Source organism: Pseudoclavibacter chungangensis, from assembly GCF_013410545.1.
Lineage (GTDB): Bacteria > Actinomycetota > Actinomycetes > Actinomycetales > Microbacteriaceae > Pseudoclavibacter > Pseudoclavibacter chungangensis.
In genome coordinates, this window is the sequence record NZ_JACCFV010000001.1 from 899471 (window position 1) to 922222 (window position 22752).

Annotated in this window: 19 protein-coding genes; 4 read left to right on the forward strand and 15 right to left on the reverse strand. The window is 70.7% G+C overall.

The window, feature by feature from the left end:
* Positions 1-8 precede the first annotated feature (8 nt).
* The gene (gene argG, locus HNR16_RS04000; protein ID WP_158041609.1) at positions 9-1439 is read left to right on the forward strand and encodes an argininosuccinate synthase; all 1431 of its coding nucleotides are present in this window, start codon (positions 9-11) and stop codon (positions 1437-1439) included.
* A gap of 79 nt (positions 1440-1518) precedes the next feature.
* On the opposite strand, the gene HNR16_RS04005 is transcribed toward argG, so the two are convergent.
* The 6 genes from HNR16_RS04005 to HNR16_RS04030 all read right to left on the reverse strand — a co-directional run bounded on the left by HNR16_RS04005 (position 1519) and on the right by HNR16_RS04030 (position 7247).
* Positions 1519-2355 carry an ABC transporter ATP-binding protein gene (locus tag HNR16_RS04005; protein WP_158041608.1) on the reverse strand — a complete coding sequence of 279 codons (837 nt, stop codon included), beginning with the start codon at positions 2353-2355 and terminating at the stop codon, positions 1519-1521.
* Positions 2352-3395 carry a FecCD family ABC transporter permease gene (locus HNR16_RS04010; protein ID WP_225737957.1) on the reverse strand — a complete coding sequence of 348 codons (1044 nt, stop codon included), beginning with the start codon at positions 3393-3395 and terminating at the stop codon, positions 2352-2354. Before HNR16_RS04010 ends, HNR16_RS04005 begins: the two co-directional genes overlap by 4 nt.
* A gap of 5 nt (positions 3396-3400) precedes the next feature.
* On the reverse strand, positions 3401-4444 hold the full coding sequence (locus tag HNR16_RS04015; RefSeq protein ID WP_179558089.1) for a FecCD family ABC transporter permease: 1044 nt from the start codon (positions 4442-4444) through the stop codon (positions 3401-3403).
* Positions 4441-5475: an iron-siderophore ABC transporter substrate-binding protein gene (locus tag HNR16_RS04020; RefSeq protein ID WP_158041605.1), complete on the reverse strand. Its 1035-nt coding sequence runs from the start codon at positions 5473-5475 to the stop codon at positions 4441-4443. The genes HNR16_RS04015 and HNR16_RS04020 overlap by 4 nt, the downstream gene beginning before the upstream one ends.
* A 113-nt stretch (positions 5476-5588) precedes the next feature.
* Positions 5589-6437, reverse strand: a complete 849-nt coding sequence (locus HNR16_RS04025) for a helix-turn-helix domain-containing protein (protein WP_158041604.1) — start codon at positions 6435-6437, stop codon at positions 5589-5591.
* Between the two features lie 30 nt (positions 6438-6467).
* A complete protein-coding gene (locus tag HNR16_RS04030) occupies positions 6468-7247 on the reverse strand; it encodes an alpha/beta fold hydrolase (protein ID WP_158041603.1) in 780 nt (259 codons plus the stop codon).
* A 53-nt stretch (positions 7248-7300) separates the two neighbouring features.
* Between HNR16_RS04030 and HNR16_RS04035 the strand changes: the two genes are divergently transcribed.
* Positions 7301-9067 (forward strand): GNAT family N-acetyltransferase, encoded by a 1767-nt coding sequence (locus tag HNR16_RS04035; protein WP_158041602.1) that lies wholly within the window; start codon positions 7301-7303, stop codon positions 9065-9067.
* A 50-nt stretch (positions 9068-9117) separates the two neighbouring features.
* On the opposite strand, the gene HNR16_RS04040 is transcribed toward HNR16_RS04035, so the two are convergent.
* Genes HNR16_RS04040 through HNR16_RS04055 form a run of 4 tightly spaced genes read right to left on the reverse strand, consistent with a single transcriptional unit; the run spans position 9118 to position 14292 of the window.
* Positions 9118-10779 (reverse strand): ATP-binding cassette domain-containing protein, encoded by a 1662-nt coding sequence (locus tag HNR16_RS04040; protein WP_158041601.1) that lies wholly within the window; start codon positions 10777-10779, stop codon positions 9118-9120.
* A complete protein-coding gene (locus HNR16_RS04045) occupies positions 10776-11588 on the reverse strand; it encodes an ABC transporter permease (protein ID WP_158041600.1) in 813 nt (270 codons plus the stop codon). The genes HNR16_RS04040 and HNR16_RS04045 overlap by 4 nt, the downstream gene beginning before the upstream one ends.
* On the reverse strand, positions 11585-12667 hold the full coding sequence (locus HNR16_RS04050; RefSeq protein ID WP_158041599.1) for an ABC transporter permease: 1083 nt from the start codon (positions 12665-12667) through the stop codon (positions 11585-11587). Before HNR16_RS04050 ends, HNR16_RS04045 begins: the two co-directional genes overlap by 4 nt.
* Before the next feature lie 56 nt (positions 12668-12723).
* Positions 12724-14292, reverse strand: a complete 1569-nt coding sequence (locus HNR16_RS04055) for an ABC transporter substrate-binding protein (RefSeq protein WP_225737950.1) — start codon at positions 14290-14292, stop codon at positions 12724-12726.
* A gap of 324 nt (positions 14293-14616) precedes the next feature.
* Here HNR16_RS04055 and HNR16_RS04060 point away from each other — a divergent pair, with 324 nt between their 5' ends.
* The gene (locus tag HNR16_RS04060; RefSeq protein ID WP_179558090.1) at positions 14617-15279 is read left to right on the forward strand and encodes a DUF1345 domain-containing protein; all 663 of its coding nucleotides are present in this window, start codon (positions 14617-14619) and stop codon (positions 15277-15279) included.
* Positions 15280-15646: 367 nt separating this feature from the next.
* On the opposite strand, the gene HNR16_RS04065 is transcribed toward HNR16_RS04060, so the two are convergent.
* The 3 genes from HNR16_RS04065 to HNR16_RS04075 form a co-directional block, all read right to left on the reverse strand.
* Complete coding sequence (locus HNR16_RS04065) at positions 15647-16444, reverse strand: MetQ/NlpA family ABC transporter substrate-binding protein (protein ID WP_158041597.1); 798 nt, start codon at positions 16442-16444, stop codon at positions 15647-15649.
* Positions 16445-16511: 67 nt separating this feature from the next.
* A complete protein-coding gene (locus HNR16_RS04070; RefSeq protein WP_225737949.1) occupies positions 16512-17183 on the reverse strand; it encodes a methionine ABC transporter permease in 672 nt (223 codons plus the stop codon).
* Positions 17180-17842 carry a methionine ABC transporter ATP-binding protein gene (locus tag HNR16_RS04075; protein ID WP_225737948.1) on the reverse strand — a complete coding sequence of 221 codons (663 nt, stop codon included), beginning with the start codon at positions 17840-17842 and terminating at the stop codon, positions 17180-17182. Before HNR16_RS04075 ends, HNR16_RS04070 begins: the two co-directional genes overlap by 4 nt.
* Positions 17843-18149: 307 nt before the next feature.
* Here HNR16_RS04075 and HNR16_RS04080 point away from each other — a divergent pair, with 307 nt between their 5' ends.
* The gene (locus tag HNR16_RS04080; protein WP_158041595.1) at positions 18150-18635 is read left to right on the forward strand and encodes an OsmC family protein; all 486 of its coding nucleotides are present in this window, start codon (positions 18150-18152) and stop codon (positions 18633-18635) included.
* Positions 18636-18741: 106 nt separating this feature from the next.
* Here the strand turns inward: HNR16_RS04080 and HNR16_RS04085 are convergent, their stop codons facing one another.
* The gene (locus HNR16_RS04085) at positions 18742-20160 is read right to left on the reverse strand and encodes an MFS transporter (protein WP_158041594.1); all 1419 of its coding nucleotides are present in this window, start codon (positions 20158-20160) and stop codon (positions 18742-18744) included.
* Positions 20161-20294: 134 nt separating this feature from the next.
* The gene (locus tag HNR16_RS04090) at positions 20295-22655 is read right to left on the reverse strand and encodes an FAD-dependent oxidoreductase (protein WP_225737947.1); all 2361 of its coding nucleotides are present in this window, start codon (positions 22653-22655) and stop codon (positions 20295-20297) included.
* Positions 22656-22752: the final 97 nt, after the last annotated feature.

Here is a 22752-nt window from a genome sequence, read left to right on the forward strand (position 1 = left end):
TTGGAGTCGTGTCTAAGGTCCTCGAATCCCTCCCCGTCGGCGAGCGCGTCGGCATCGCCTTCTCCGGAGGTCTCGACACCTCCGTCGCCGTCGCCTGGATGCGCGACAAGGGGGCCGTGCCCTGCACCTATACGGGCGACCTCGGGCAGCCCGACGAGGACGACATCGCCGCGATCCCCGGCCGCGCGCTCGAGTACGGCGCCGAGGTCTCGCGCCTCGTCGACTGCAAGACGGCGCTCGTTGAGGAGGGCTTCGTCGCCCTCGCGTGCGGTGCGTTCCACATCCGCTCCGGCGGCCGCACCTACTTCAACACGACGCCGCTCGGCCGTGCCGTGACGGGCACGATGCTCGTGCGCGCCATGAAGGAGGACGGCGTCGACATCTGGGGCGACGGCTCCACCTATAAGGGCAACGACATCGAGCGGTTCTACCGCTACGGGCTGCTCGCGAACCCGGCGCTGCGCATCTACAAGCCCTGGCTCGACGCGGAGTTCGTCACCGAGCTCGGCGGTCGCGCCGAGATGAGCGAGTGGCTCGTCGAGCACGGCTTCCCGTACCGCGACTCGGCCGAGAAGGCCTACTCGACCGACGCGAACATCTGGGGCGCGACGCACGAGGCGAAGACCCTCGAGCACCTCGACGTGTCGCTCGAGACGGTCGAGCCGATCATGGGCGTCAAGTTCTGGGACCCGGCCGTCGAGATCGAGACGGAGGACGTGACCGTCGAGTTCAGCGCCGGCCGCCCCGTCGCGCTCAACGGCGTCCAGTTCACCGACCCGGTCGAACTCGTGTTCGAGGCGAACCGCATCGCCGGCCGGCACGGCTTCGGCATGAGCGACCAGATCGAGAACCGCATCATCGAGGCGAAGTCGCGCGGCATCTACGAGGCGCCCGGCATGGCGCTGCTGTTCACCGCGTACGAGCGGCTCGTGAACGGGATCCTGAACGAGGACACGCTCGCGACGTATCACGAGCAGGGTCGTCGCCTCGGCCGGCTCATGTACGAGGGGCGTTGGCTCGAGCCGCAGTCGCTCATGCTGCGCGAGTCGATCCAGAAGTGGGTCGGGTCGATGATCACGGGCACCGTGACGCTGCGTCTGCGTCGCGGAGACGACTACACGATCCTCGACACCGTCTCGCCGAACCTCTCCTACGCGCCCGAGAAGCTGTCGATGGAGCGCGTGGGCGATGCCGCGTTCGGTCCGACGGACCGCATCGGTCAGCTCACGATGCGCAACCTCGACATCGCCGACTCGCGTTCGCGGCTCGAGCAGTACTTCCAGTTCGGCCTCATCGGTGGCGCGACGGGCGAGCTCGTCGGCCGCATCGCGGCGGGGCAGGCGAACGAGATCACCGAGAAGTCGGTGCGCGAGGAGCAGCTCTCCGACGCGTTCGACACGGCGGGCGAGGGCGCGGCCTTCGACTCCGGCACGGACTGACCGGCACCGACCGACCTCGCCCCGACGAGCGCCCGACGCCCGGCACCGCCCACGCGGTGCCGGGCGTCGGGCGTTGCTGCTAGTGCGCTCCCGCGTCAGCCGCGCTCGTCTCGCCCGTCGTCGTGCGGTGCCGTCCGATGGGCAGCATGAGTGGGCGGCCAGAGGTGGGATCCGCGATGATGCGGCTCTCGAGCCCGAACACCGTGCGCACCGTGTCGACCGTGAGCACGTCGTCGGGTGCGCCGGCCGAGTGCACGCGCCCGTCGGCGAGCGCGACGAGGTGGTCGGCGTAGCGCGCCGCGAGGTTCAGGTCGTGGAGCACCATGAGGATCGTCGTGCCGCGCTCCCGGTTCAGGTCGACGAGCAGGTCGAGCACCTCGACCTGGTGGGCGACGTCGAGGAAGGTCGTCGGCTCGTCGAGCAACAGCAGCTCCGTCTGCTGCGCGAGGGCCATCGCGATCCAGACGCGTTGCCGCTGGCCACCCGACAGCTCGTCGACCGCGAGCTCCGCGAGCTCGAGCGTGTCCGTCGCCTCGAGCGCCGCGGCGACGGCCTCGTCGTCGCCTCGCGACCACCGCGCGAACGCCCGCTGATGCGGATTCCGACCCCGGCCGACGAGGTCGGAGACCGTGATGCCCTCGGGCGCGATCGGTGACTGGGGGAGCAGCCCGAGCGTGCGCGCGAGCGCTTTCGCGGGCATGCGGTGCACCTCCTTCCCGTCGAGCAGCACGTGGCCCGCGCGCGGGGCGAGGAGACGCGACATCGAGCGCAGGAGCGTCGACTTGCCGCATGCGTTCGCGCCGACGATCGCCGTGATCGCGCCATCGGGCACGGTGAGCTCGAGCCCCTCGATGACGCCATGGTCGCCGTAGCCGAGCGACAGGCCGGCGGCCTCGAGCGTGTGCCTGGCGGTCACAGGGATCCTCCCGAACGGTTGGTGCGGATGATGAGGTACACGAGATACGGCGCACCGAGCGCGCCGGTGACGACACCGACCGGGTACTTCGTCCCGAACGCGAACTGCCCGACGAGGTCCGCCGTCAGGACGAGCAGCGCCCCGACGAACGCGGCCGGGAGCAACAGGGAGCCGTGCGGCCCGAACACGCGCGCCGCGATGGGCCCCGCGAGGAACGCGACGAACGCGATGGGCCCCGTCGCCGAGGTCGCGAACGCGATGAGGCCGACCGCCGCGACGATGAGCAGGATGCGGGTCCGCTCGGTGCGCACACCGAGCGCGGCCGCCGCGTCGTCGCCGAGCTGCAGCATCGACAGGTCGCGGCCGCGCGAGAGCAGGACCGGGCCCAGCACGCCGAGCGCGACGAGCACGGGCAGGACGTCGCCCCACGACGAGCCGTTGAGGCTTCCCGTCAACCAGCGCATGGCCTCCTGCAGCTCCCACTGCGGCGCCTTCTCGAGCACGAACGACGTCACGGCGTCGAGCATCGCCGCGATGCCGATGCCGATGAGCACGAGCCGCGTCCCGGCGACGCCGCCCCGGAACGAGAGGAGGTAGACGGCGACGGCGACCGCGAGTCCGACGACGATCGCGAGGACCGACACCCGGGCGCCCGTCAGCCCGAGGACGACGATCGAGAACGCGGCCGCGGCGCTCGCCCCGGCGCTGATGCCGATGATGTCCGGACTCGCGAGCGGATTGCGGAGCATCGTCTGGAACGTCACGCCGCCGAGCCCGAAGCACACGCCCACGAGAACGGCGAGCACGGCGCGCGGCAGACGGAGACGGCCGACCGTGAAGCTCGCACCGGGTACGTCGCCGCCCAGCACGACCGCGAGGACGTCCGCCGGCGGGTAGAAGCGTTCGCCGACCATGAGCGAGGCGGCGAACACAGCGAGCACGAGGACGCCCACGACGCCGAGCAGTAGCGTGCGCCGTCGTTCGCGGCGCCGGCGGAGCGTGCCGACGAATGCCGCCGTCCGTTCGGTCGCGGGTGCGATCCCGGTCACAGCTCCTTCACCTTCCGGCGCCGCACGATCGCGATGAGGACGGGGGCACCGAGGAGGGCCGTGATGATGCCCACGTCGATCTCGTCGGGGCGGGCGACGACGCGCCCCACGATGTCGGACGCGAGCACGAGCGCGGCACCGGCGAGCGCCGAGAACGGGACGAGCCACCGGTGGTCGACCCCGACGAGCAGCCGACACACGTGCGGGACGATGAGCCCCACGAAGCCGATCGGGCCGGCGACGGCGGTCGCCGCGCCGCACAGCAGGACGGCGCCGAGCGACGCGACGGCGCGCGTCGCGGCGACGCGTTCGCCGAGGCCCGCCGCGACGTCGTCGCCGAGCGCGAGGGAGTTCAGGCCGCGCGTCGTGAGCAGGCACGCGAGCGCACCGACGACGAGGAAGGGCACGACCTGTGCCGTCGCGTCGAAGGTCGCACCGCCGACGCCACCGATCTGCCACGAACGCACGCCGCCCGCGATGTCACCGCGCGGCAGCACGACCGCGCTGATGAAGGAGGCCGCCGCGGCAGACGTCGCGGCACCGGCGAGCGCGAGCTTGAGCGGCGTCGCACCGCCGCGACCGATCGACGCGACGACGTACACGAACACCGCGGTGACGGCGGCACCGAGGATCGCGGTCCAGATGAATGCCGTGTACGTCCACATCCCGAACCACGCGATGCCCGTGACGACCGCGAGCGACGCCCCCATGTTGACGCCGAGGATGCCCGGATCGGCAAGAGGATTGCGCGTGACGCCCTGCATGACGCAGCCCGCGATGCCGAGTGCCGCGCCCACGAGGAGCGCGAGGAGGGTCCGGGCGACCCGTTTGCCGACTGCCGCCGGGCCGAGCCCGTCGACCGAGCCCGAGAGCCCGGCCACGATCTCATCCCACGTGACGACCCGCGATCCCACGGCGACCGACGCCGCGCAGAGCGCCGCGACGACCACGACGAGTGCGACGAGCCACAGCACGCGCACGCGCGCCGGGCGCCGCACGATGGCGGCACCCGGCGTCGGGGGCGTTGCGGTGCTCGTCAACCGGCGTGACCCGCGGCGGTCGCGAGCTGGTTCACGTAGTCGTCGAGCACCCACGGGATCGCGAGCGGCGTCGGGTTCGCCGCCGTGCCCTGCGGGCCCGTGCCGTCGAGGAACACGACCGCGTCGTTCGCGATGGCGGGCATCTGCGACAGCAGCGGATCCGCCTTGAGCGTGTCGACGAGCGCCTGATCGCCGTACGTGACGATGAGCTGCACGTCGTCGAACTGATCGACCTGCTCCGCGCTGATGCTGCCCGAGAACTCGCCCGACGTCGAGGCCTCGACGACCGCGTCCGGCGCCGCGAGCCCGAGGTCCTCGAAGAACATCGCCCGGGTGTCGTTGCTCGTGTAGAAGTTGACGGTGCTGAGGTCGGTCTCGTCGACGTGCGTGAGGAACATCGTCTTCGTGCCCGCGAGCCCCGGGTGGGCGCCGACGGCCGTCTGGATCTGTCCCTCGATGTCGGTGATGAGCGCGTCACCCTCGGCGGCGAGGCCGAGCGCCTCGCTGTTGAAGCGGATCATGTCGCGCCACGGGGTCGCCCACGGCGTCGTCGGGTACGCGACGACGGGCGCGATCTCCGAGAGGGTGTCGTAGTCCTCCTGCGTGAGCCCGGAGTACGCGGCGAGGATCACGTCGGGCTCGGTGTTGGCCACGGCCTCGAAGTCGATGCCGTCGGTCTCGTCGAACAGCACCGGGGTCTGCGCGCCGAGCTCGTCGAGCTTCTCCTTCACCCAGGGGAGGAGGCCGTCGCCGTCGTCGTCGCCGAAGTTCGCGGCCGCCATCCCGACGGGGACGACGCCGAGCGCGAGCGGGACCTCGTGGTTGCCCCACGCGACCGTCGCGACGCGCTCCGGTTTCGCCTCGATCGTGGTCGTGCCGAGCGCGTGTTCGATGACGATCGGGAACTCGCCCGAGCCGGCGGAACCGCCCGCGGCATCGTCGGCGGGGGTGCCACCGGTACCACAGGCGGACAGGACGAGCGCCACGGCGGCGGCGAGGGCCGTCGCGAGGACGCTTCTGCGAGAACGCATGCTGAAGGGACTCACTCTCGTGAAGGGGTGAACGGAAAACCCTTGCCGGAGCCGAGACGGGCAGATGAGGGAAGGGTTACCTAAACCCTAGGCACGTGCGGCGGACGGTGCAATCAAGCGATACCGACGGAACCTGTCGCGTTTCGGACATCACCGGGTGCGCCGTCACCGCGCACGCGACCGGGCGTCAGACCGATCGTCCGACGGAACACCGCACCGAACGCGCTCGCCGAGGCGTAGCCGACCCGCTCCGCGACGACGGCGACGGGAGCGCCCTCGGTGAGCAGCGCGGCGGCGTACTGCATGCGGAACTCGGTCTGCCACGCCTTGAAGCTCATCGTCGTCTCAGCACTGAACGCGCGCGTGATGGTGCGTTCGCTCACGCCGAGCTCCGTCGCCCAGTCGGTGAGGCTCCGCGGGTCGCCCGGATCGGTGTCGAGCGCCGCCACGATCGGTTGCAGCAGCGTGGATTCCGGACGGTGCACGAGCAGGGTGTGCGGCGACGGCGCCAGGACGTCGAGGACGAGCCGCTCGGTCAGATCGCGCGATGCGGGCGCGAGCGCCGGATAGGCGAGGCGCTCGAGCAACTCGGTCAGCAGCGGGGTGATCTCGATCGCGACGGGGGATGCGGCGATGGGGGCCGTCGCTCGCACGTCGAAGTGCGCCGTGCGATACCAGGTGCCGGCCGGGGCGCGGCCCGAGTGCAGGAGGCCCGCCGGCACCCACAGCCCGATCGTCGGCGTGATCGTCCAGGTGCGGCTGCCGATCGTGACGCTCGACGCGCCCGCGAGGTTCCAGAGCAGTTCGTGCGTGGGGTGCGCGTGTGGCGCCCAGGCCGTGTCCTGTTCGACCCGCTCGTCCATGCCCGCGATGACGAACGACGACTCGTTCTCACCCGCCCGGTAGACGGGCAGCCTCCGCCGGTCGACGACGGGCGGTCGTCTCCTCGCTCGTCCGGGCATGCCTCGATTATCGCCGCGTCGTCGGTGCCATCAGCTGCGGTGGGCCACGTCGTCACGCAACACGCCGGGCCACGTCCCGACGTCCGCCGGGGTCGAGGCGATGGTGAGCGTGCTGTGGGGGAGCAGGCCGTGCAGCCGTTCGGCCGTCGAGACGGGGTGGCCGGGGTCGTCGATCCACGCGAGCAGCGTCGTCGGGACGTCGATGCGGGCGATCTGCTCCGGATCGGGCAGGTCGCTCGCCGCCGCGCCACGGAAGACGGTCGGGAACAGGGCCTCGGACACCTCCGGCAGGCTGTCGGGGAGGCGCTTCGCGGCGGGCGGCGACGGCTTCAGCCGGTTGAGGGCGACGAACGCGCCGATGCCCCGCGACTCGACGAGGTCGGCCGCGACGCGGTACTCCTCGGCCTTCGCGGCCCGCGTGTCCCAGGCCGTCGGCGGCAACATGAGCGTGAAGCCCGAGAAGCGACCCGGGTCGCGCACCGCGGCGTGCAGCAGGGTGCCCGCACCCATCGACGGACCGACCCCGTGCACGCGCTCACCGGGGAACCACGCGTCGAGCAGGCGCAGCAGATCGTCCGCGAGCGAGGTCCAACGGTAGTCGTCGGGCACCGTGCGGCCCGTCGAGCGTCCGTGGCCGCGCGCGTCGTAGCGCAGCAGGCGGGTACCGTGCAGTCCCGTCCCGAGGTCGAGGTTCAGTTGTCGGTCGCGCCGCCGGCTCGACGTGAGACCGTGCAATTGCACGACCGGCGCGCCGCCCTCGTCGCTCAGCTCGACATCCAGATCGGCCCCCGGAACATGGAACGTGGTCATCGTGGCTCCCTCGGGTTCGCGACTCGGTGCGGTGTGGCGATAGCGTACCGATCATGCGGCTCACCAACGTGGCCCACCTGCGGCTCCCATTCGGCAGGCTGCTGGGGTACGACGTGCGCGTCCGGCCGACTGGCCGGTTCCTGCCCGCCTCGTTCGACCAGCGGCGGCACGTCTCGGCGGGCGATCGACCCGGTTCGTGGATGGCGCTTCTGCTGCGACTCCCGGCGCCCGTCGACCTCGACGCGCTCGCGGCCGCGTGGCTCGACGTCGTCGCGCGTCACGGCACGCTGCGCACGCGATTCGTGCGCGGCGACGACGGCGAGCCGCGGCTCGAGGAGATCGAGATCGGGCCGGGCACGTGGACCGAGCACGACATCGCCGCGGGGCAGGCCGTCAACGACGCGCTGCGCGAGACGCTCGACGCGCACTGCCGGCCGTACTCGTCGCCGTCGCACCGCCTGTGCGTCGTCGACACCGATGCGGGGCCGACCGTCGTCGTCGCGGCCGACCACTCGCACGTCGACATGTGGTCGATGCTCGTCATCGCGCGTGATCTGCTGACGGCGCTCGGCGCGCGGGCGGACGGCCACGATCCGCAGCTCGCCCCGGCGCGTCCCTTCGCGGAGCACACGGCGGCGCTGCGCGAGCGGCCCACTGCACCCGAGGACGTCCGCACCCGCTGGGCCGAGGTGCTCGCCGCGAGCGGCGACGTGATGCCCCGCTTCCCGCTGCCCCTCGGCGACGCCGATCCGCAGTCCGAGCGCGTCGAGGTGCGCGATGTGCTCGACGTCGACGACGCGGCCGCGTTCTCGGCCCAGGCGCGCGAGGACGGCGTGTCGACGCTCACCCTCGCGGTGTCCGCCATGACGGCCGTCACGCTCGAACTCGCGGGGGAGCCGCTGCGTGCCGTGTTCCCCGTGCACAGCCGCTACGACCCGGGCTGGCACGAGTCGGTCGGCTGGTTCATCACCAATGCCGTGCTCGAGTCGACCGATCCGGACCCGGCCGCGTGCGCCGCCGCCGTCAAGGAGGCCGTCCGGCTCGGTTCGTGTCCGCTCGAGGACGTGCTCCGGCCGTGGGGCGGCATGCCGGAGGCACCGGGCATGTTCGCGATCTCGTGGCTCGACCTTCGCCGCCTGCCGGTGCGCGTCGACGCGCGCGGCTACGAGGCGCAGTACGTCGGCGCGACGATCCGCACCGACGGCGTCATGCTCTGGTTCATCCTCGACGACGACGGGCTGCACCTGCGCTGCCGCTACCCCGACACGCACGAGGCGCGGCGAAACGTGGGCGAGTGGCTCGACCGGCTCATCGCCAGGCTGCGGCGCGAGGCGCGGACGTCCCCCGGTGGTCGATTGCGCCTCGACGGGCGCGAGTACCGGCTCCGCCGGGCCGAGCGACGCGACGTTCCCGCGATCGTCGCGCTCCTCGCCGACGACGAGATCGCGGCCGAGCGCGAGCGCGCGGATCTCGCACACTACGAGTCCGCCTACGACGCCGTCTCACGGGATTCGACGCACTTCCTCGCCGTCGTGACCGACGAGTCCGAGCGCGTGGTCGGCACGATGCAGCTCTCGATCATCCCCGGACTCTCGCGCGGCGGCGCGACGCGGCTGCAGATCGAGGGGGTGCGTGTGCTCGCGGCCGAGCGCTCGCACGGCCTCGGCACGGCCATGCTCGGCTGGGCCCACGAACACGGCCGCGCCCGCGGCGCCTCGCTCTCGCAGATCACCATGGATCGCGCCCGACAGCGTGCCCTGCGCTTCTACCGCCGGCTCGGCTACCAGGACTCGCACATCGGGCTCAAGCTGCCGCTCTGAGGCGATGGTCTACCGCGTCGAAGCGCGGTTCGGTCTGCGTTCGCCCGACGTCACGTTGCGAACGCGCGGTCGACGCTCGGGGTGTTCGCGACGAGTTCGCGCGTGTAGGGGGCCTGCGGGTCGCCGAGCACCTGCTCGGTCGGGCCGGATTCGACGAGTGCGCCGTTCTCGAGCACGAGCACGCGGTCGGCGATCGTTCGCACCAGGGCGAGGTCGTGGGTGACGAACAGCATCGCGATGCCGCGCTCGTCACGCAGGCGCAGCAGCAGATCGATGATCGCGCGCTGGATCGACACATCGAGTGCCGAGGTGATCTCGTCGCACACGAGCACGCGCGGTTCGGCCGCGAGCGCCCGCGCGATCGCGACGCGCTGCCGCTCGCCGCCCGACAGTCGATCGGTGCGCATCGTCGCGAGTCGCTCGTCGAGCTGCACGTCGGCGAGCAGCTCCCGCGTGCGGTCGCGCGCGGCACGCCCCGACGCGAGCCCGAACAGTTCGAGCGGCCGGCGCAGGATCTGCTCGACCGTGCGGCGCGGATTGAGCGACTGGTAGGGGTTCTGGAAGATGTACTGCAGGGCCCGGGGCTGCGACGCCTGCCGATGCCTCGCACCCGGCGCGAGCGCCTCGTCACCGAGCAGTACCTCGCCGCGCCAATCCTGCAAGAGTCCGCCGACGGCGCGCGAGGTCGTCGTCTTCCCCGAACCCGAACCACCCACGAGCGCGACGATCTCGCCCTCGCGCACGTCGAACGAGATGCCGTGCACGACGCGGCTCGCGCCGTAGCTCACCTCGAGCTCGCACACACGCAGCACGAGCGGTGCACGCACCGCGCGCGGCTCCTCGGAGTGATCCTCGTCGTCGCGGCTCGTCGGGTCGAGCGTCGGATCGCTCGGGCGCAGGCGGGGGATCGCGCTCACCAGCGCGCGCGTGTACCCGTGCTGCGGGTGCTGGAACAGTGCTCGCGTCGTGTTCGTCTCGACGAGCACACCGTCGTGCATGACGGCGACCTCGTCGGCGATCGTCGCGACGACGGCGAGGTCGTGCGTCACGTAGAGCGCGGCGACGTCGAAGCGATCGCACAGCTCGTCGAGCGTCGCGAGCACGCGCCCCTGGGTCGTCACATCCAGGCCGGTCGTCGGCTCGTCGAGCACGAGCACCCGCGGCCGCGGCAGGAACACCATCGCGAGCGCCACGCGCTGCGCCTGACCGCCCGAGAGCTGGTGGGGATAGCGAGCGAGGAACTGGTCGTCGGCGGGCAGTCCGACCTCGGGCATGATCTCGCGGATCCGCTCCTCGCGCTCCGCCGGGGTGCCGATGTCGTGCAGATCGAGGGCCTCACGCAATTGCCGCCCGATGCGGATCGCGGGATTGAGCGCGCTCGACGGGTCCTGCGGGACATAGCCGATGTCGACGCCGCGGATCCGGCGCACCTCGGCCGGCGACAGCGAGCGCACGTCGTGGCCCGCGATGCGGATCGTGCCGCCCGTGATCGCCGCGCCGCGCCGCGCGTAGCCGAGCAGCGCCGTCCCCGTCGTCGTCTTCCCCGATCCGGACTCACCGACGAGCCCGAGGATGCGCCCCGAGCGCAGGCGCAGGTCGACACCGCGGACGATGTCGGTGCCCGTCGAGGTGACCGTGACGACGAGGTCGTCGACCACGCCGACGTCGCCGCCGTCCGCGGGGCCGGGCGCACCGGCGTCGTGCTCGCTCATGGGTTCCCCCTCGCCGTCCGCTGCGCGATGCCGTCGGCGACGAGGTTCGTGCCGATCGTGAACAGCGCGATGATGATGACCGGCGCGAGCACGCCCCACGGCTGCACGAGCAGCGCGAGGCGGTTCTCGTTCGTCATCTGCCCCCAATCGGCCGCGCTGGCATCGGTCGTGAAACCGAGGAAGCCGATCGCCGCGACCATGCCGATCGAGTACGTGAGCCGCAGCCCGGCCTCGGCGAGCAGCGGCACGGTCACGTTCGGACGCAGCTCGGTGAGTACGATCCGCCAGCGTGGCTCGCCGAGCGCCTCCGCCGCGACGACGAAGTCCTGGGACACGATCGGCAGCGCGACACCGCGCGCGACGCGGGCGACGCGGGAGATGTGCGTGAAGCCGACGAGCGCGACGATGATCCACATGTTCGGTTCGGGGACGGCGCTCAGCACGAGGAGCGTGACGAGGATCTGCGGCAGGGCGAGGAAGACGTCGTTCGTGCGCATGAGCACCTCGTCGAGCCAGCCGCCGGAGTATGCGGCGACGACGCCCCACAGCGCACCGACGACGACCCCGAGCAGCGTCGCGAGCACCGCCGTGAGCAGGATCGAGCGGCCGCCGTACAGGACGCGTGAGAGCACGTCCTGGCCGAGGTAGTCGGTGCCGAGCGGACCACCCTCCGAGGTGTAGGGCCGGCCGACGATGTCGTACTCGCCGTACGGCGCGAGCCAGGGCCCGAACACGGCCAGCCCGACGACGAGGAGCGTGAGCACCCCGCCGATGACGATGCGCGGATCGCGCAGCAGATCCCGGATCATGCGAGCATCCCCGTCCTCGCGCGCGGCGTGAGCAGGATCGAGAGCAGGTCGGCGACGAGGTTCACGACGATGTAGGCGGCCGCGATGATCATCGCGAGCGCCTGCACGACGGGGAAGTCGGCGTTGCGCACCGAGTCGACGAGGAGCGCGCCGATGCCCGGATAGTTGAACAGGTACTCGACGAGCACGACACCGCCGAGGAGCCACGCGAGTTGCAGTGCGGTCACCTGCACGGCCGGCACGAGCGTGTTCGGCAGTGCGTGCCGGAGGAGGACGGCGCTCTCGGGGACACCCTTGAGTCTCGCGAGTTCGGCGTAGTCGGCGTCCATGGCCTCGAGGAGGTTCGCGCGCAGGATGCGCGCGAGATAGGGCACGATCGCGAGGACGAGCGTCGCGACGGGGAGCACCATCGACGACGGCCGCTGCCACGCCATCTCGCCCGGCGGCAGCACCGTCACGGCGGGCAGGAGGTGCAGCACGGTCGTCGAGAACAGGGCGACGAGCAGGATGCCGGTCACGAACTCGGGGATCCCGGCGAGCGTGAGGTTGATCACCTGCAGGGTCTGATCGATCGGCCCGCCGCGGAATCGGGCCGAGACGAGCGCGACGAGCATCGCGAGCGGGATCATGATGAGCGCCACGATCGTGACGAGGAAGAGGCTGTTCGTGAGCCGCTCGCCGATGAGCTCGCCGACGGGCAGCCCGTTCACGACGGAGTTGCCGAGATTTCCGGAGAGGAGATCGCCGAGCCAGATGACGTACCGCTCGACGGGACTGCGGTCGAGGTGCAGCTCGGCGCTGATCGCGGCGACGCGTTCGGGGCTCACCTCATAGTCCTTGCCGAGGATCGCGCGCACGGGGTCCCCGAGCGCGGTCGTCGAGAGGAAGACGATGACCGAGACGGCCCACAGGGTCAGCACGGCGAGACCGACGCGGCGCAGGAGCCACCACGCCCACGCCCGGACGGCGGATCGCGGTCGGCCGTCCGTCCGCGGGCCCGACGCGGCGAGCGCGACCGAGGCGGTCGTGAGCTGCTCGCCCGCACCGCCCACGTCGCCGGGTGGCTTCGCGCTGCTCATTCGTCCTCCCTGCCGCTCATGTCAGGTCCCGTCCTCCGCGCATCGTCCACAGGGCATCACGCTTCGTCCACGGGTGACGCCCGGTTGAAGCGGAACCCCGACATGGGCATCTCGATCACCGGTTCGAAGCCGGTCACGAAGTCGCTGTACGCGTCGACGTGACTCTTGAACCCCCACACGACGAGCCCGCCCTCCTCGTACTCGATGCGCTGCGCGTCCTGCAGCAGCGTGCGGCGCTTGGCGTCGTCGACCTCCCGCTGGGCGTCGTGGATGAGCTGTTCGAACACCGGATGGCTGAAGTGCGTCTCGTTGTACGGCGAATCGGACAGCGCGCACGCCTCGGCCTGCAGGAGGTACATGCGGGTCTCCCAGAAGTCCTGCGCGAAGGGCCACGAGAGGTACTGGTCACCGTAGAAGATCGAGCTGTCGACCTTGTTCACGCGCACGTCGATGCCGGCCTTGCGCGCGTGCTGCGCGAACAGGTTGGCCGATTCGACGGCGCCCGCGCCGATCCCGCTCGAGGTGACGAGCTCGACCTGCAGATCCTCCTGCCCGGCCTGCTTGAGGAGGCTCTTCGCCTCGTCGATGTCCTGCACGCGCTGGGGGAGCTCGTCGCCGATGTATGCCGGATCGAAGGGGGCGTAGAGGTCGTTCGCGACCCGGCCGAAGCCGCTGAACGCCTGATCGATCATCTCCTGCCGGTCGACGACGAGTCGGAGCGCCTGTCGGACGCGCACGTCGCTGAACGGCTCCTGGTCGACGCGGATCGTGAACGGCGTCCAACCCCCGGATTCGGACACGAGCGCGTGCGCGCCCTGCTCCTCGATCGCCCCCGCCAGGTAGCGGGGGAGGTTGTCGACGCTCTGCACCTGTCCGGCGAGGAGCGCGTTGACCTTCGCGGCGTCGTCGGCGAAGTCGAGGATCACGAGCTCCTCGAAGTCGGCGGTGCGCTCCCAGTGGTCGGTGTGCCGGACGAACAGGCTGCGCTGGCCGGGCACGAAACTCTCGTAGCGGAAGGGGCCCGTGCCGATCGGGTGGTCGGGGTCGTAGTCGGCGGGCACCATGCCGAGCGTGTAGTTGGCCATCGTCTGGTCGAGCACGGCATAGGGGGACGTGAGCACCATGCGGTACGTGTGCTCGTCGAGGGCGCCCGACGACTCGCGGTCGATGATCTTCGAGATCGTGAGCGCGTAGGCGCTCGGCTGCTCCGGATCGCACATGCGGAGCACCGAGGCGGCGACGTCGTCGGCCGTGAACGGGCGCCCGTCGTGGAAGGTCACGCCGCGGCGGAGCGAGAACGTCCACACCGTGGCGTCGGCGTTGCGCTCCCACGATTCGGCGAGGCACGGTTCGATCTCGTACTCGGGCGAGTAGCGCAGGAGCGTCTCGTAGAGGTTGCGCACGCGCGCGATGTCGGGGACGGTCACGGGGAAGTGCGCATCGAGCGTGTCCTTGAGTCCGCCGCCCGTCGCCCCGTGCAGGAGGCGGGACGTCGTCGCGCCGACCGGGTCGGCGGCACACCCGGCGAGCGAGCTCACGGCACCGAGTGCGAGGCCGGCCGCACCGAACTGCAGGAGGCGTCGCCGGGTGATTCCCGGATTCGGTCGAGCCCCACTGCCGCCCATGCGTCCTCCCTGATGCCGGTGCCCAATTGGATACCACAGCTCGAGGACGCGGAGCGGGCGTTCGGGCGTCGCGGCGCACCACACGCCGCAGAACAGTGGCCTGCGCGAACGTATATCCAGGGGATCCTCAGCTTCGACGGTGTCGGTCACGTCGGGTCGAGCGACCGATCCCGGTGCGCGCCGGCCCGCCGGATGTCGCATTCAGCAGAACCGTCGCGTCGGCGATACAGCGGCCACCGGAACGAGCGGGCATGCTTGGACGGCGGCGCATCACCTGCGTCGCGCCGATGCGCCGGCTCATCGCGTGAACGGGAGGACACCGGGATGCGTGGAACACGATCGGACGGCGCGGCTCGGCGCCGCCGCCGCGTCGCCGTCTGGATCGAGGTCGTCGCGGAACTCGTCATGATCGGTGCGAGCTGCTGGTACGTGATCGCGGGCGACCTGACGGCCCTGTTCGCGTGGGAGGGCGTCGCCGTCGCGTATCTCCTGCTCGTCTTCGGGACCGCCTGGTCGGGGGAGCGACGACCGCCCGCGACGCGCGAGGAGGCGGGTTTCGTGGAGCGCTGGAACTGGCTGCTCCCGCTGCTGTCGAGCGTCGTGGGAGCCTACTCGGCGGTCGTCGCGCTCGGTGCTCGCGCCGATCTCGCGCGCGGCGTCGACAGCGCCGTCCTCGCGGGAGCCGCCTCGCTCGGCGTCGTGCTGTCGTGGATGCTCCTGCAGGTCGGGTTCGCGCACGTGTACGAGGCGCTCGCGCATCGGGACGGGCGGACGCGGGCGATCGACATCCCCGGGACGAACGCCCCGTCGGTGCTCGATCACCTGTACTTCTCGTTCGTCATCGGCACGTCGTTCGCGACGAGCGATGCGTCGATCCGCGGCGTGCGCGTGCGGCGGACGGTGCTCGTCCAGAGCGTCGTGTGTTTCTTCTACAACGCGCTCGTCGTGGCCGTCGCCTTCCAGGTGCTGCAGCAGCTCGTCGGCTGAACGGGGCGGCCGCCGCCCCGCGTGGGTCGGGGTGTTCGTCAGTGGGGTGCGCAACGGCGTCGCACGGCCGACGTCCGCGCGGCGCTCCGCATCGCCGGATCGTGAGGCCGGGGCGGTGATGGACCGGGCCTCGAGGCTCGGCGCCCCGTTCGCGACCGAGTCGGGGCACCGCCGGGGCCGGGGCCGGGGCCGGGGCCGGCGCGTGGTCGTGTCGGGCACGTGTGATCCAGCGCCGGGAAGGGCGCGGGCCACGTGCGCGACGGAACGCGAGTGGTCGTGCAACCGAGGGGGCGTGCTCGGCCGTGTTTCGAGCACGCCCCCTCGGGCGTATTCATGGCGTGCGGCAGCGGGGCGCCGCACGCGAGCATCAGAACGCCGTGTGCATGCCGAACTCCTCGACGACGGCCTTGACCTGCTCGCTCGTGAACGCCGTCTTGAGCGCCGCGACCTCCGGTGAGTCCTGGTTGTCGGCGCGCGTCACGAGCGTCACCGCGAACTGCGGGTCCTCCTCGAGCGTGAGCCCCTCGGCGAACGGGTCGAGCCCGATCTGGCGCGCGAACGCCGGAAGGTTGAACACCGCATCCGACTCCTCGTAGGCCGCGTTGAGCTGCAACAGCTCGACCTGGTTGAACTGCAGGTTGCGCGGGTTGTCGGTGACGTCGTCGAGCGTCGCCTGATACTTCTCGACGGCAGGGTCGAGCGAGATGATGCCCGCCTCCTTCAGCATCTCGAGCGCGCGGCCCGTGTTCGGGCGGTCCTGCGGGAGGGTGACGGTGCCGTTCTGCGGCAGCTGATCGATCGACGTGAGGGTCTTCGAGTAGAACGACACCATCGTGAGGTACACGGGCTGCACCCCCACGAGCGAGGCGCCGTTCGCGGTGTTGAACTCCTCCATGAACGGCACGTGCTGGATGAAGTTCGCGTCGATCTCGCCGGCCTCGAGCATCACGTTCGGCTGCACGTAGTCGGCCACCTCGACGAGCTCGATCGTGTAGCCGTCGCCGATGGCCTCACCCGCGGCACGCACGATGTCGGTCATCGGGGTCGTCGCGGCGGCGACCTTGATCACGGTCGAATCGCCCGCACCGGCATCGGCGGAGCATCCGGCGAGGACGAGTGCGGCGGCCGCGACGGCGGCGATACGGGCGAGGACGCGGGGTTTCATGACGGTTCCTTCGTGGTGTCGATCGATGTGTGGCGTCGGAGTCGGCACGTGGCCGAGGCGTGGGTGGTCAACGTTTGTCGAGGGCGCGCGAGACGCGCCGGCCGCCGAACTGCAGCACGAGGACGATCGCGATGATGAGCGCGATCGTGATGTACATGAGCGCGAAGTCGTACTCCTGGTAGCCGTAGCGCATCGCGAAGTCGCCGACACCACCGCCGCCGACGACGCCGAGCACCGTCGAGTAGGAGATGAAGGTGATCGTGGCGCTCGTGAGCGCGTAGACGAGGCCGGACCGTGCCTCGACGAACAGGAACCTGAACACGAGCTGCGGTGTCGTCGCTCCCATCGAGGCGGCCGCCTGCGTGATGCCGCTCGGCACCTCCAGCAGGATCTGTTCGACGAGTCGCGCGTAGATCGCGACCGCGACGAAACACAGCGGGAACGAGGCGGCGACCGTCCCGAACGTCGTCCCGAACACGAGCCTCGTGACCGGGATGAGGAAGACGATGAACAGCAGGAACGGGAACGACCGGACGACCGTCACGTACCCGTCGGCGAGCACCCAAAGGCCGCGACGCTGAGCCGGCCCGCCGGGGCGGGACAGGTAGATGAGCGTGCCGAGCGGCAGTCCGAGCAGCACCGCGGCGAGGATCGCCGCGCCCACCATGAAGCCGGTCTCCCCGAGCGCCTTGACGATCTTGTCGCCGTCCCGGGTGAAGATCTCGATGATCTCGTTCACGAATCGAGCACCGCCCGTGCGTGCTCGAGGTAGCTCGTACTCTCGGCGCGATCGCTCGCACGAACCGTGAGGATCTCCTGCAGGCGTCCCCGCTCGAACACGGCCGCTCGTGCGCAGACCGTCTTCACGACATCGAGCTCGTGCGTGACGATGACGACGGTCGTCCCGAACTCGTCCCGCGCGTTCTGCAGCAACCGCAGGATGTCGGCGGTCGTGTTCGTGTCGAGCGCGCTCGTGGGCTCGTCGCAGAGGAGGACGTTGGGGCGTGTGGCGAGCGCGCGCGCGATCGCGATGCGCTGCTTCTCACCGCCCGAGAGCTGCGCGGGATAGTGCCCCGAGCGGTCGGCGAGCGACACGAACTCGAGCAGCGAGGTGACGAACTCGGGGTCCCGTCGGTGCTGGATGCGCAGCGGCAGTTCGATGTTCTGGCGCACAGTGCGGTTGCCGAGCAGATTGAAGCCCTGGAAGACCGTGCCGATGCGGTGACGCATGCGGTTCATGGCGCGGCGGTCGAGCGAGGCGAGGTCGACACCGTCGATGTGCACGGTGCCCTCGCTCGGGTGCTCGAGGCCGCCGAGCAGGCGCAGCAGCGTCGACTTGCCCGCACCGCTCTCGCCGAGGATGCCGAACATCTCGCGTTCGTCGATCGTGAGGGTCACGTCGTCGAGGGCCGTGACGACACCGCGATCCGCGTCATAGCGCTTCGAGACGTCCCGGAGCTCGACGACGGGTCGGGCCGGCGTCCGCGAGGCGTCGGTGACGGGCTGTGAGGCGGTGTCGTCGCGGTTCGGCTTGGCGAGGTCCTGCGGCCGGTCGCCTGGAGCGTCGTCGACGTGCGCGCGCGAGGTGCTGATGGTGATCGTCTCCGATGGTGGCCCGTGGGCCGAATGAACGCGCTCGATCTTGTTGAACGCGGTCTAAGTATAGAGTGAACGACGGACGCATGACGGCCGGGGGAGGGGACCCATGACCGACTCGACGGAAGCGCTGTACACCGCGACGGCCGTGAACCGAACCGGCGCGACGGGTGAGAGCGCCGTCGTCGACGGTCTGCGGGTCGCGGTGCGTTCGCCGCTCGCTCCACCGGACCCGGGTGGCACCGCATCCGTGCGCGTGGCCGCACGAGACGATCGAGCGTCGGAGGACGCGACCAATCCGGAGGAGCTGCTCGCACTCGCGTGGGCGACGTGCCTGGGCGCGAGCGCCCGGGTCGTCGCTGGCGACGACCGGGAGGTCGGCGTCCGCGTCGTCGTCGAACTGCATCGGGCGTCGCCCGGGCCCGGCTACGAATTCCGGCCGCGCGCGTTCATCGCCTTCGCCGACACGAGTGATGACGAGGCCGCCGCGCTCGCGGTCGCCGCGCACGAGCGCTGCCCCGTCTCGAAGCTCCTGTCCGGCCGGAGCGAGGCGATCGTCGTGGCCGAGCCGTACGGCGTGCACGAACGGGACTGAGCGCGCGTCGACCCGGGATGCTCGCCACCCCTCGTCGACCTCACGCGGCCCGAACGGGGTGTCCCCGACCTGATCAGGTCGGGGACACCCCGTTCGGGCGTTCGCGTCAGACGGCCGGTGCGGGCGCCTGGTCGGCCACGGCGTCGTCCGGCAGGTCCACCGCGTCGCGCTGCGGATCCCACTTGATGACGAACAGCGCAACGAGTGCGATCGCGGGGAACACGGCCACGAGGAACATGGTCGTCGACACCCCGAACGTCGCGAGCGCGATCGGGAAGGCCATGAGGCCGCAGATCGAGCCGACCCGGACGAGCGTCTCGGCCCAGCCCGAGCCGATGCCACGGATCTCGGTCGGGTAGGAGATCGGGGCGAGGGTCTTGCTGAGCGGACCGGGGCCGAAGTGGTGGCCGAACATCATGATCGCGACGAGCACGATGGGCAGCAGCGAGATCGACTTGTCGTTGTGCACGCCGAAGATGCCGAGCAGGACGAGTGCGACGAGCACGATCCCGTAACCGATCTTGCCGAGGCGGATGATGCCGAGCCGCGTCGTGAGCGCCGACTGGATCATGCCCGCGGCGAGTGCGCAGAGTTGGGCACACACGGTCGCGACGATCGTCGAGACGAGGTCCGCGCCGAACACGTAGCCCGCGATGAGCGGGATGTAGAACCCGACGGCGTAGTACTGCAGCGACTGCGTGAACGCCGTGATCGACACGAGCCACGTGCGCGGACGGAACCGGCGCGCGAACAGGGTCTTCACACCGGGGGCGTCCGTCGTGACGACGGGCTCCTCGGGCGCGTCGTCCGGCTCGATGCGGACCTTGACGTCGTACGCCTTCTCGAGCACGGCGACCGCCTTGTCGAGACGCTGATGACGGGCCGCCCACATGGGGCTCTCCTCCGAGTAGAAGAGCCGCAGGACGAGCGCGACGAGGGCGGCGACGGCACCGAAGCCGACGGTGAAGCGCCACAGGTGCTCGGTGAGGTGCTGGAGCGCGAACGGTAGGGCGATCGCGACACCCGTGATCGTGGCGAGCGACGAGACGGGCTGCCAGAGGTTGATCCACTTCGCCTTGGTCTCGGAACTCAGGAGCTCGGCCATGAAGCTGAACGCGACGGGGAAGTCGAGCCCTACCGCGACGCCGAGGATGAATCGGAAGGCGAGCAGGACCGCGAAGTTCTGCGCGAACGCGATGCCGAGCGGCGCGATCACGAGCAGCACGCCGCAGATGACGAACAGGCGATAGCGGCCCGTCCGGTCGGCGATGACGCCGCCGAGGAGTGAGCTCAGCAGGGCGCCGACCGCCATGGCGGAGGTGGCGAATCCCACTTGGGTCGGGGTGAGTTGCAACTCGGCGGTCATCGAGCTGAGCCCGATGCTGATGCTCGAGAAGTCGTAGGCGTCGGCGAACACCGACGTCATGGCGATCGCGAACAGGATCCCGATGCGTTTCGTCGTTCGGGGGTTCGCGTCGATGTACCGGATGATGTCGTTCTTGTTCCGGATGATCACTTCATCCATGTCATTCAGCCTCTCTGATGAATGCGTGCCGTGCACGTGACGGCGGTGGTGCGGAGGGGGATCGGGGGTGAGGAATCGGGGTGCGGAGGGGGCGGGGCGGTCGTCGGCACCGACGACCGCCCCGATCGGTGGGATCAGTGGGTGGACGTCCCCGCGGCGAGCTGCTCGGGGAACGCCGGTTCGGTGCACGGTGTTCCTTCGTAGCAGCGGATCTCGCTCACGGCGGCCGATGGGTCGCCGTTCGTCGCGAGCACCGTGAGGCGCAGTGCGCTCGTGCGGATCGCCTCCGGGAACGTGTGGACGACACGCGTCGTCGCGTTCCCGGACACCTCGGCCACCGGGCGCCAGACATCGTCCTCGCGGGCCTCGAGGACGTACTCGTTCGCGGTCTGGGGGTCGCGGTACCCGGGCGGGTAGGCGTGGTACTCGCGCAGCAGGTTGCCGGCGAACGTGATCTGCACCTGGCGGATCGACCGCTCCTCCGGCCACGACAGTTCGATCCACGGGGATCCCGTCGCGCCGGGTTCCGAGCGCCACACATTGGGCGATCGATGCGGCCGCGTGACGCCGCTCGTGATGTTCTCCGGGCCGTAGCACGCCTGGGCGGGCTCGACGCGGAAGCTCAGCGTCGTGCCGCCGCCGAAGCGGCGGTAGCGGCCCGGCATGGCCTCGTAGGCCGCGAGGTTGCCCGGCTGCACGGTGCCCGCGATCTGCCACGTGATGCCCGGCGTCGCGTCGAGCGAGACGCGCACGTATCCGCCGGCGGGCAGTCGCGAGCGGTCGATGCCGTCGAGGTCCCAGCTCACCCACGTGGGCTCGCTCGACGTGACCTCGAGTTCGGTCGTCGCGATCGGCTCGCCCGCCTCGGCGCGGTAGTCCCAGATGTCGTCGACGGCGTGGAGCGTCGCGCGCACGCGGCGCGGGGCGTCGTCGGCCGCGAGCAGCAGCTCGATGCGGCGCAGATCGCGGTCCGGTCCGAGGGCGATCCACTGCGCCGTGCGGTGCTCGAGCACGCCGCGGTTCGGGAACACGGGGTGGTCGGTCCACTGTCCGAGACCGCCGAGGCGGGCGTGGGACTCGGGGGAGGCCTCGTGCAGCAGTTCCGTCGAGCTCGCGCGGACGGTCGCGGCGGGCGCGAGATCGAGCGGGTCATCGGCCGGGGTGTTCGGCAGGAAGCAACCGTCGCGCAGCAGTGCCTGCTGGACGCGCTCGATCGGGACGTCCGCCGCGGCAGTGCCGGCCTCGACCGCGACGGCCGCGGCGGTGCCTGCCGCCTGGCCGAGGACCGCGCCCGTGCTCATGACGCGGATCGAGCCCATCGCTGCGTGCGTCGCGCTCACGTTCCGGCCCGCGAGCATGAGGTTCGGGACGTCGCGTGCGAGGAGGATGCGGAGGGGAAGACCGAACGGGCCGACGTTCGTCGAGGCGCCGTACTCGGAGGTCGGGTCGAGCTCGCGCGCGTTGAGCGGTTCGCTCGTGTCGGCGAGGAGGCCACCGAGCGTGTGGAGGTCGACGTACCAGCCGCCGAACGCGATCTCGTCGGGGAACACCTCGCGGTCGATGAGCTCGTTCTCGGTGAGCAGGTGTCGTCCTTCGACGCGGCGGCTCTCGCGCTTGCCGGGAACCTGGCCGATCCAGTCGAGTGCGAGGGTCGAGGCCTCCTCGCGCCAGCGCTCGTCGCGGTTCTTGAGGTAGTCCCAGATGCCGAGCACGTGGCGCGTGAGCTCGTGACGGATGCGCTCGTTGTCGTGGATCGTGTCGAACGGCGGGCCGATCTCGATCCACCAGTAGCCGCTGCGGAGGGTCTTCGGCACGCGGCCGCCCTCGTAGAAGAAGCGGTCGTCGTCGTAGTGCACGGCCCAGTCGGGGGCGTGGAATTCGACGGGACGTCCCGTGTCGACGGTCTTGAAGTGGAGGGACGAGCCCATGACGCCGTCGGTGGGCTCGTCGGGCGCGTGCGGCTCACCGAACTCCGCGCGGCTCTCGGTCCCGCTCCGCCACGCGTTGCCCGCGAGGTCGGCGACCGATCCGTCGCCCGTCGCGTCGATGAACGTCGCGGCACGGAGTGTCAGGAGCGTCTCGGCGTTCGCGACGCGAGCGGTGACGGAGGCAATGCTGCCGTCGGGACGCGTCTCGAGCCCCTCGACCGAGGTGTTGAGACGGAGGTCGAGGCCCGCCGTGCGCACGGCCATGTCGTAGAGCGTGAGGTCCCACACGCTGTTCGTCCACCCGTTCTCGGTGATGACCTCGTGGTTGGTCCGGCGCTCCTCGATGAGGGCCTCGGCGATGATGCCCGACTCCCTGGCGTAGGCGTGGAAGGCGGCGGCGCCGTGGGGGGTGACCCGGATCTCCGAGGACGAGTTGCCGCCGAGGACGGGGCGGTCCTGCACGAGGCAGGTCCGAGCGCCGTGTCTGGCGGCGGCGACGGCGGCGGAGAAGCCGGCGAGGCCACCTCCGACGACGACGACGTCGAACTCGAGTTCTTGATGCAGCACGAATCAGCTCCGATCTGAGGGGTGGTGCGCGCGATTCGGGAGCTCGGCATCGAGAGGGGGGACTCGACGGTGAGACCGGTTTAAAGCGCTTTAAGTT

Bases quoted from the DNA above. Each gene is read 5' to 3' on its own strand.
- HNR16_RS04050 (WP_158041599.1), bottom strand. From the start codon at position 12,667: ATGAGCAGCGCGAAGCCACCCGGCGACGTGGGCGGTGCGGGCGAGCAG.
- HNR16_RS04030 (WP_158041603.1), bottom strand. From the start codon at position 7,247: ATGACCACGTTCCATGTTCCGGGGGCCGATCTGGATGTCGAGCTGAGC.
- HNR16_RS04025 (WP_158041604.1), bottom strand. From the start codon at position 6,437: ATGCCCGGACGAGCGAGGAGACGACCGCCCGTCGTCGACCGGCGGAGG.
- HNR16_RS04035 (WP_158041602.1), top strand. From the start codon at position 7,301: ATGCGGCTCACCAACGTGGCCCACCTGCGGCTCCCATTCGGCAGGCTG.
- HNR16_RS04080 (WP_158041595.1), top strand. From the start codon at position 18,150: ATGACCGACTCGACGGAAGCGCTGTACACCGCGACGGCCGTGAACCGA.
- HNR16_RS04045 (WP_158041600.1), bottom strand. From the start codon at position 11,588: ATGATCCGGGATCTGCTGCGCGATCCGCGCATCGTCATCGGCGGGGTG.
- HNR16_RS04065 (WP_158041597.1), bottom strand. From the start codon at position 16,444: ATGAAACCCCGCGTCCTCGCCCGTATCGCCGCCGTCGCGGCCGCCGCA.
- HNR16_RS04060 (WP_179558090.1), top strand. From the start codon at position 14,617: ATGCGTGGAACACGATCGGACGGCGCGGCTCGGCGCCGCCGCCGCGTC.
- HNR16_RS04020 (WP_158041605.1), bottom strand. From the start codon at position 5,475: ATGCGTTCTCGCAGAAGCGTCCTCGCGACGGCCCTCGCCGCCGCCGTG.
- HNR16_RS04055 (WP_225737950.1), bottom strand. From the start codon at position 14,292: ATGGGCGGCAGTGGGGCTCGACCGAATCCGGGAATCACCCGGCGACGC.
- HNR16_RS04085 (WP_158041594.1), bottom strand. From the start codon at position 20,160: ATGGATGAAGTGATCATCCGGAACAAGAACGACATCATCCGGTACATC.
- HNR16_RS04040 (WP_158041601.1), bottom strand. From the start codon at position 10,779: ATGAGCGAGCACGACGCCGGTGCGCCCGGCCCCGCGGACGGCGGCGAC.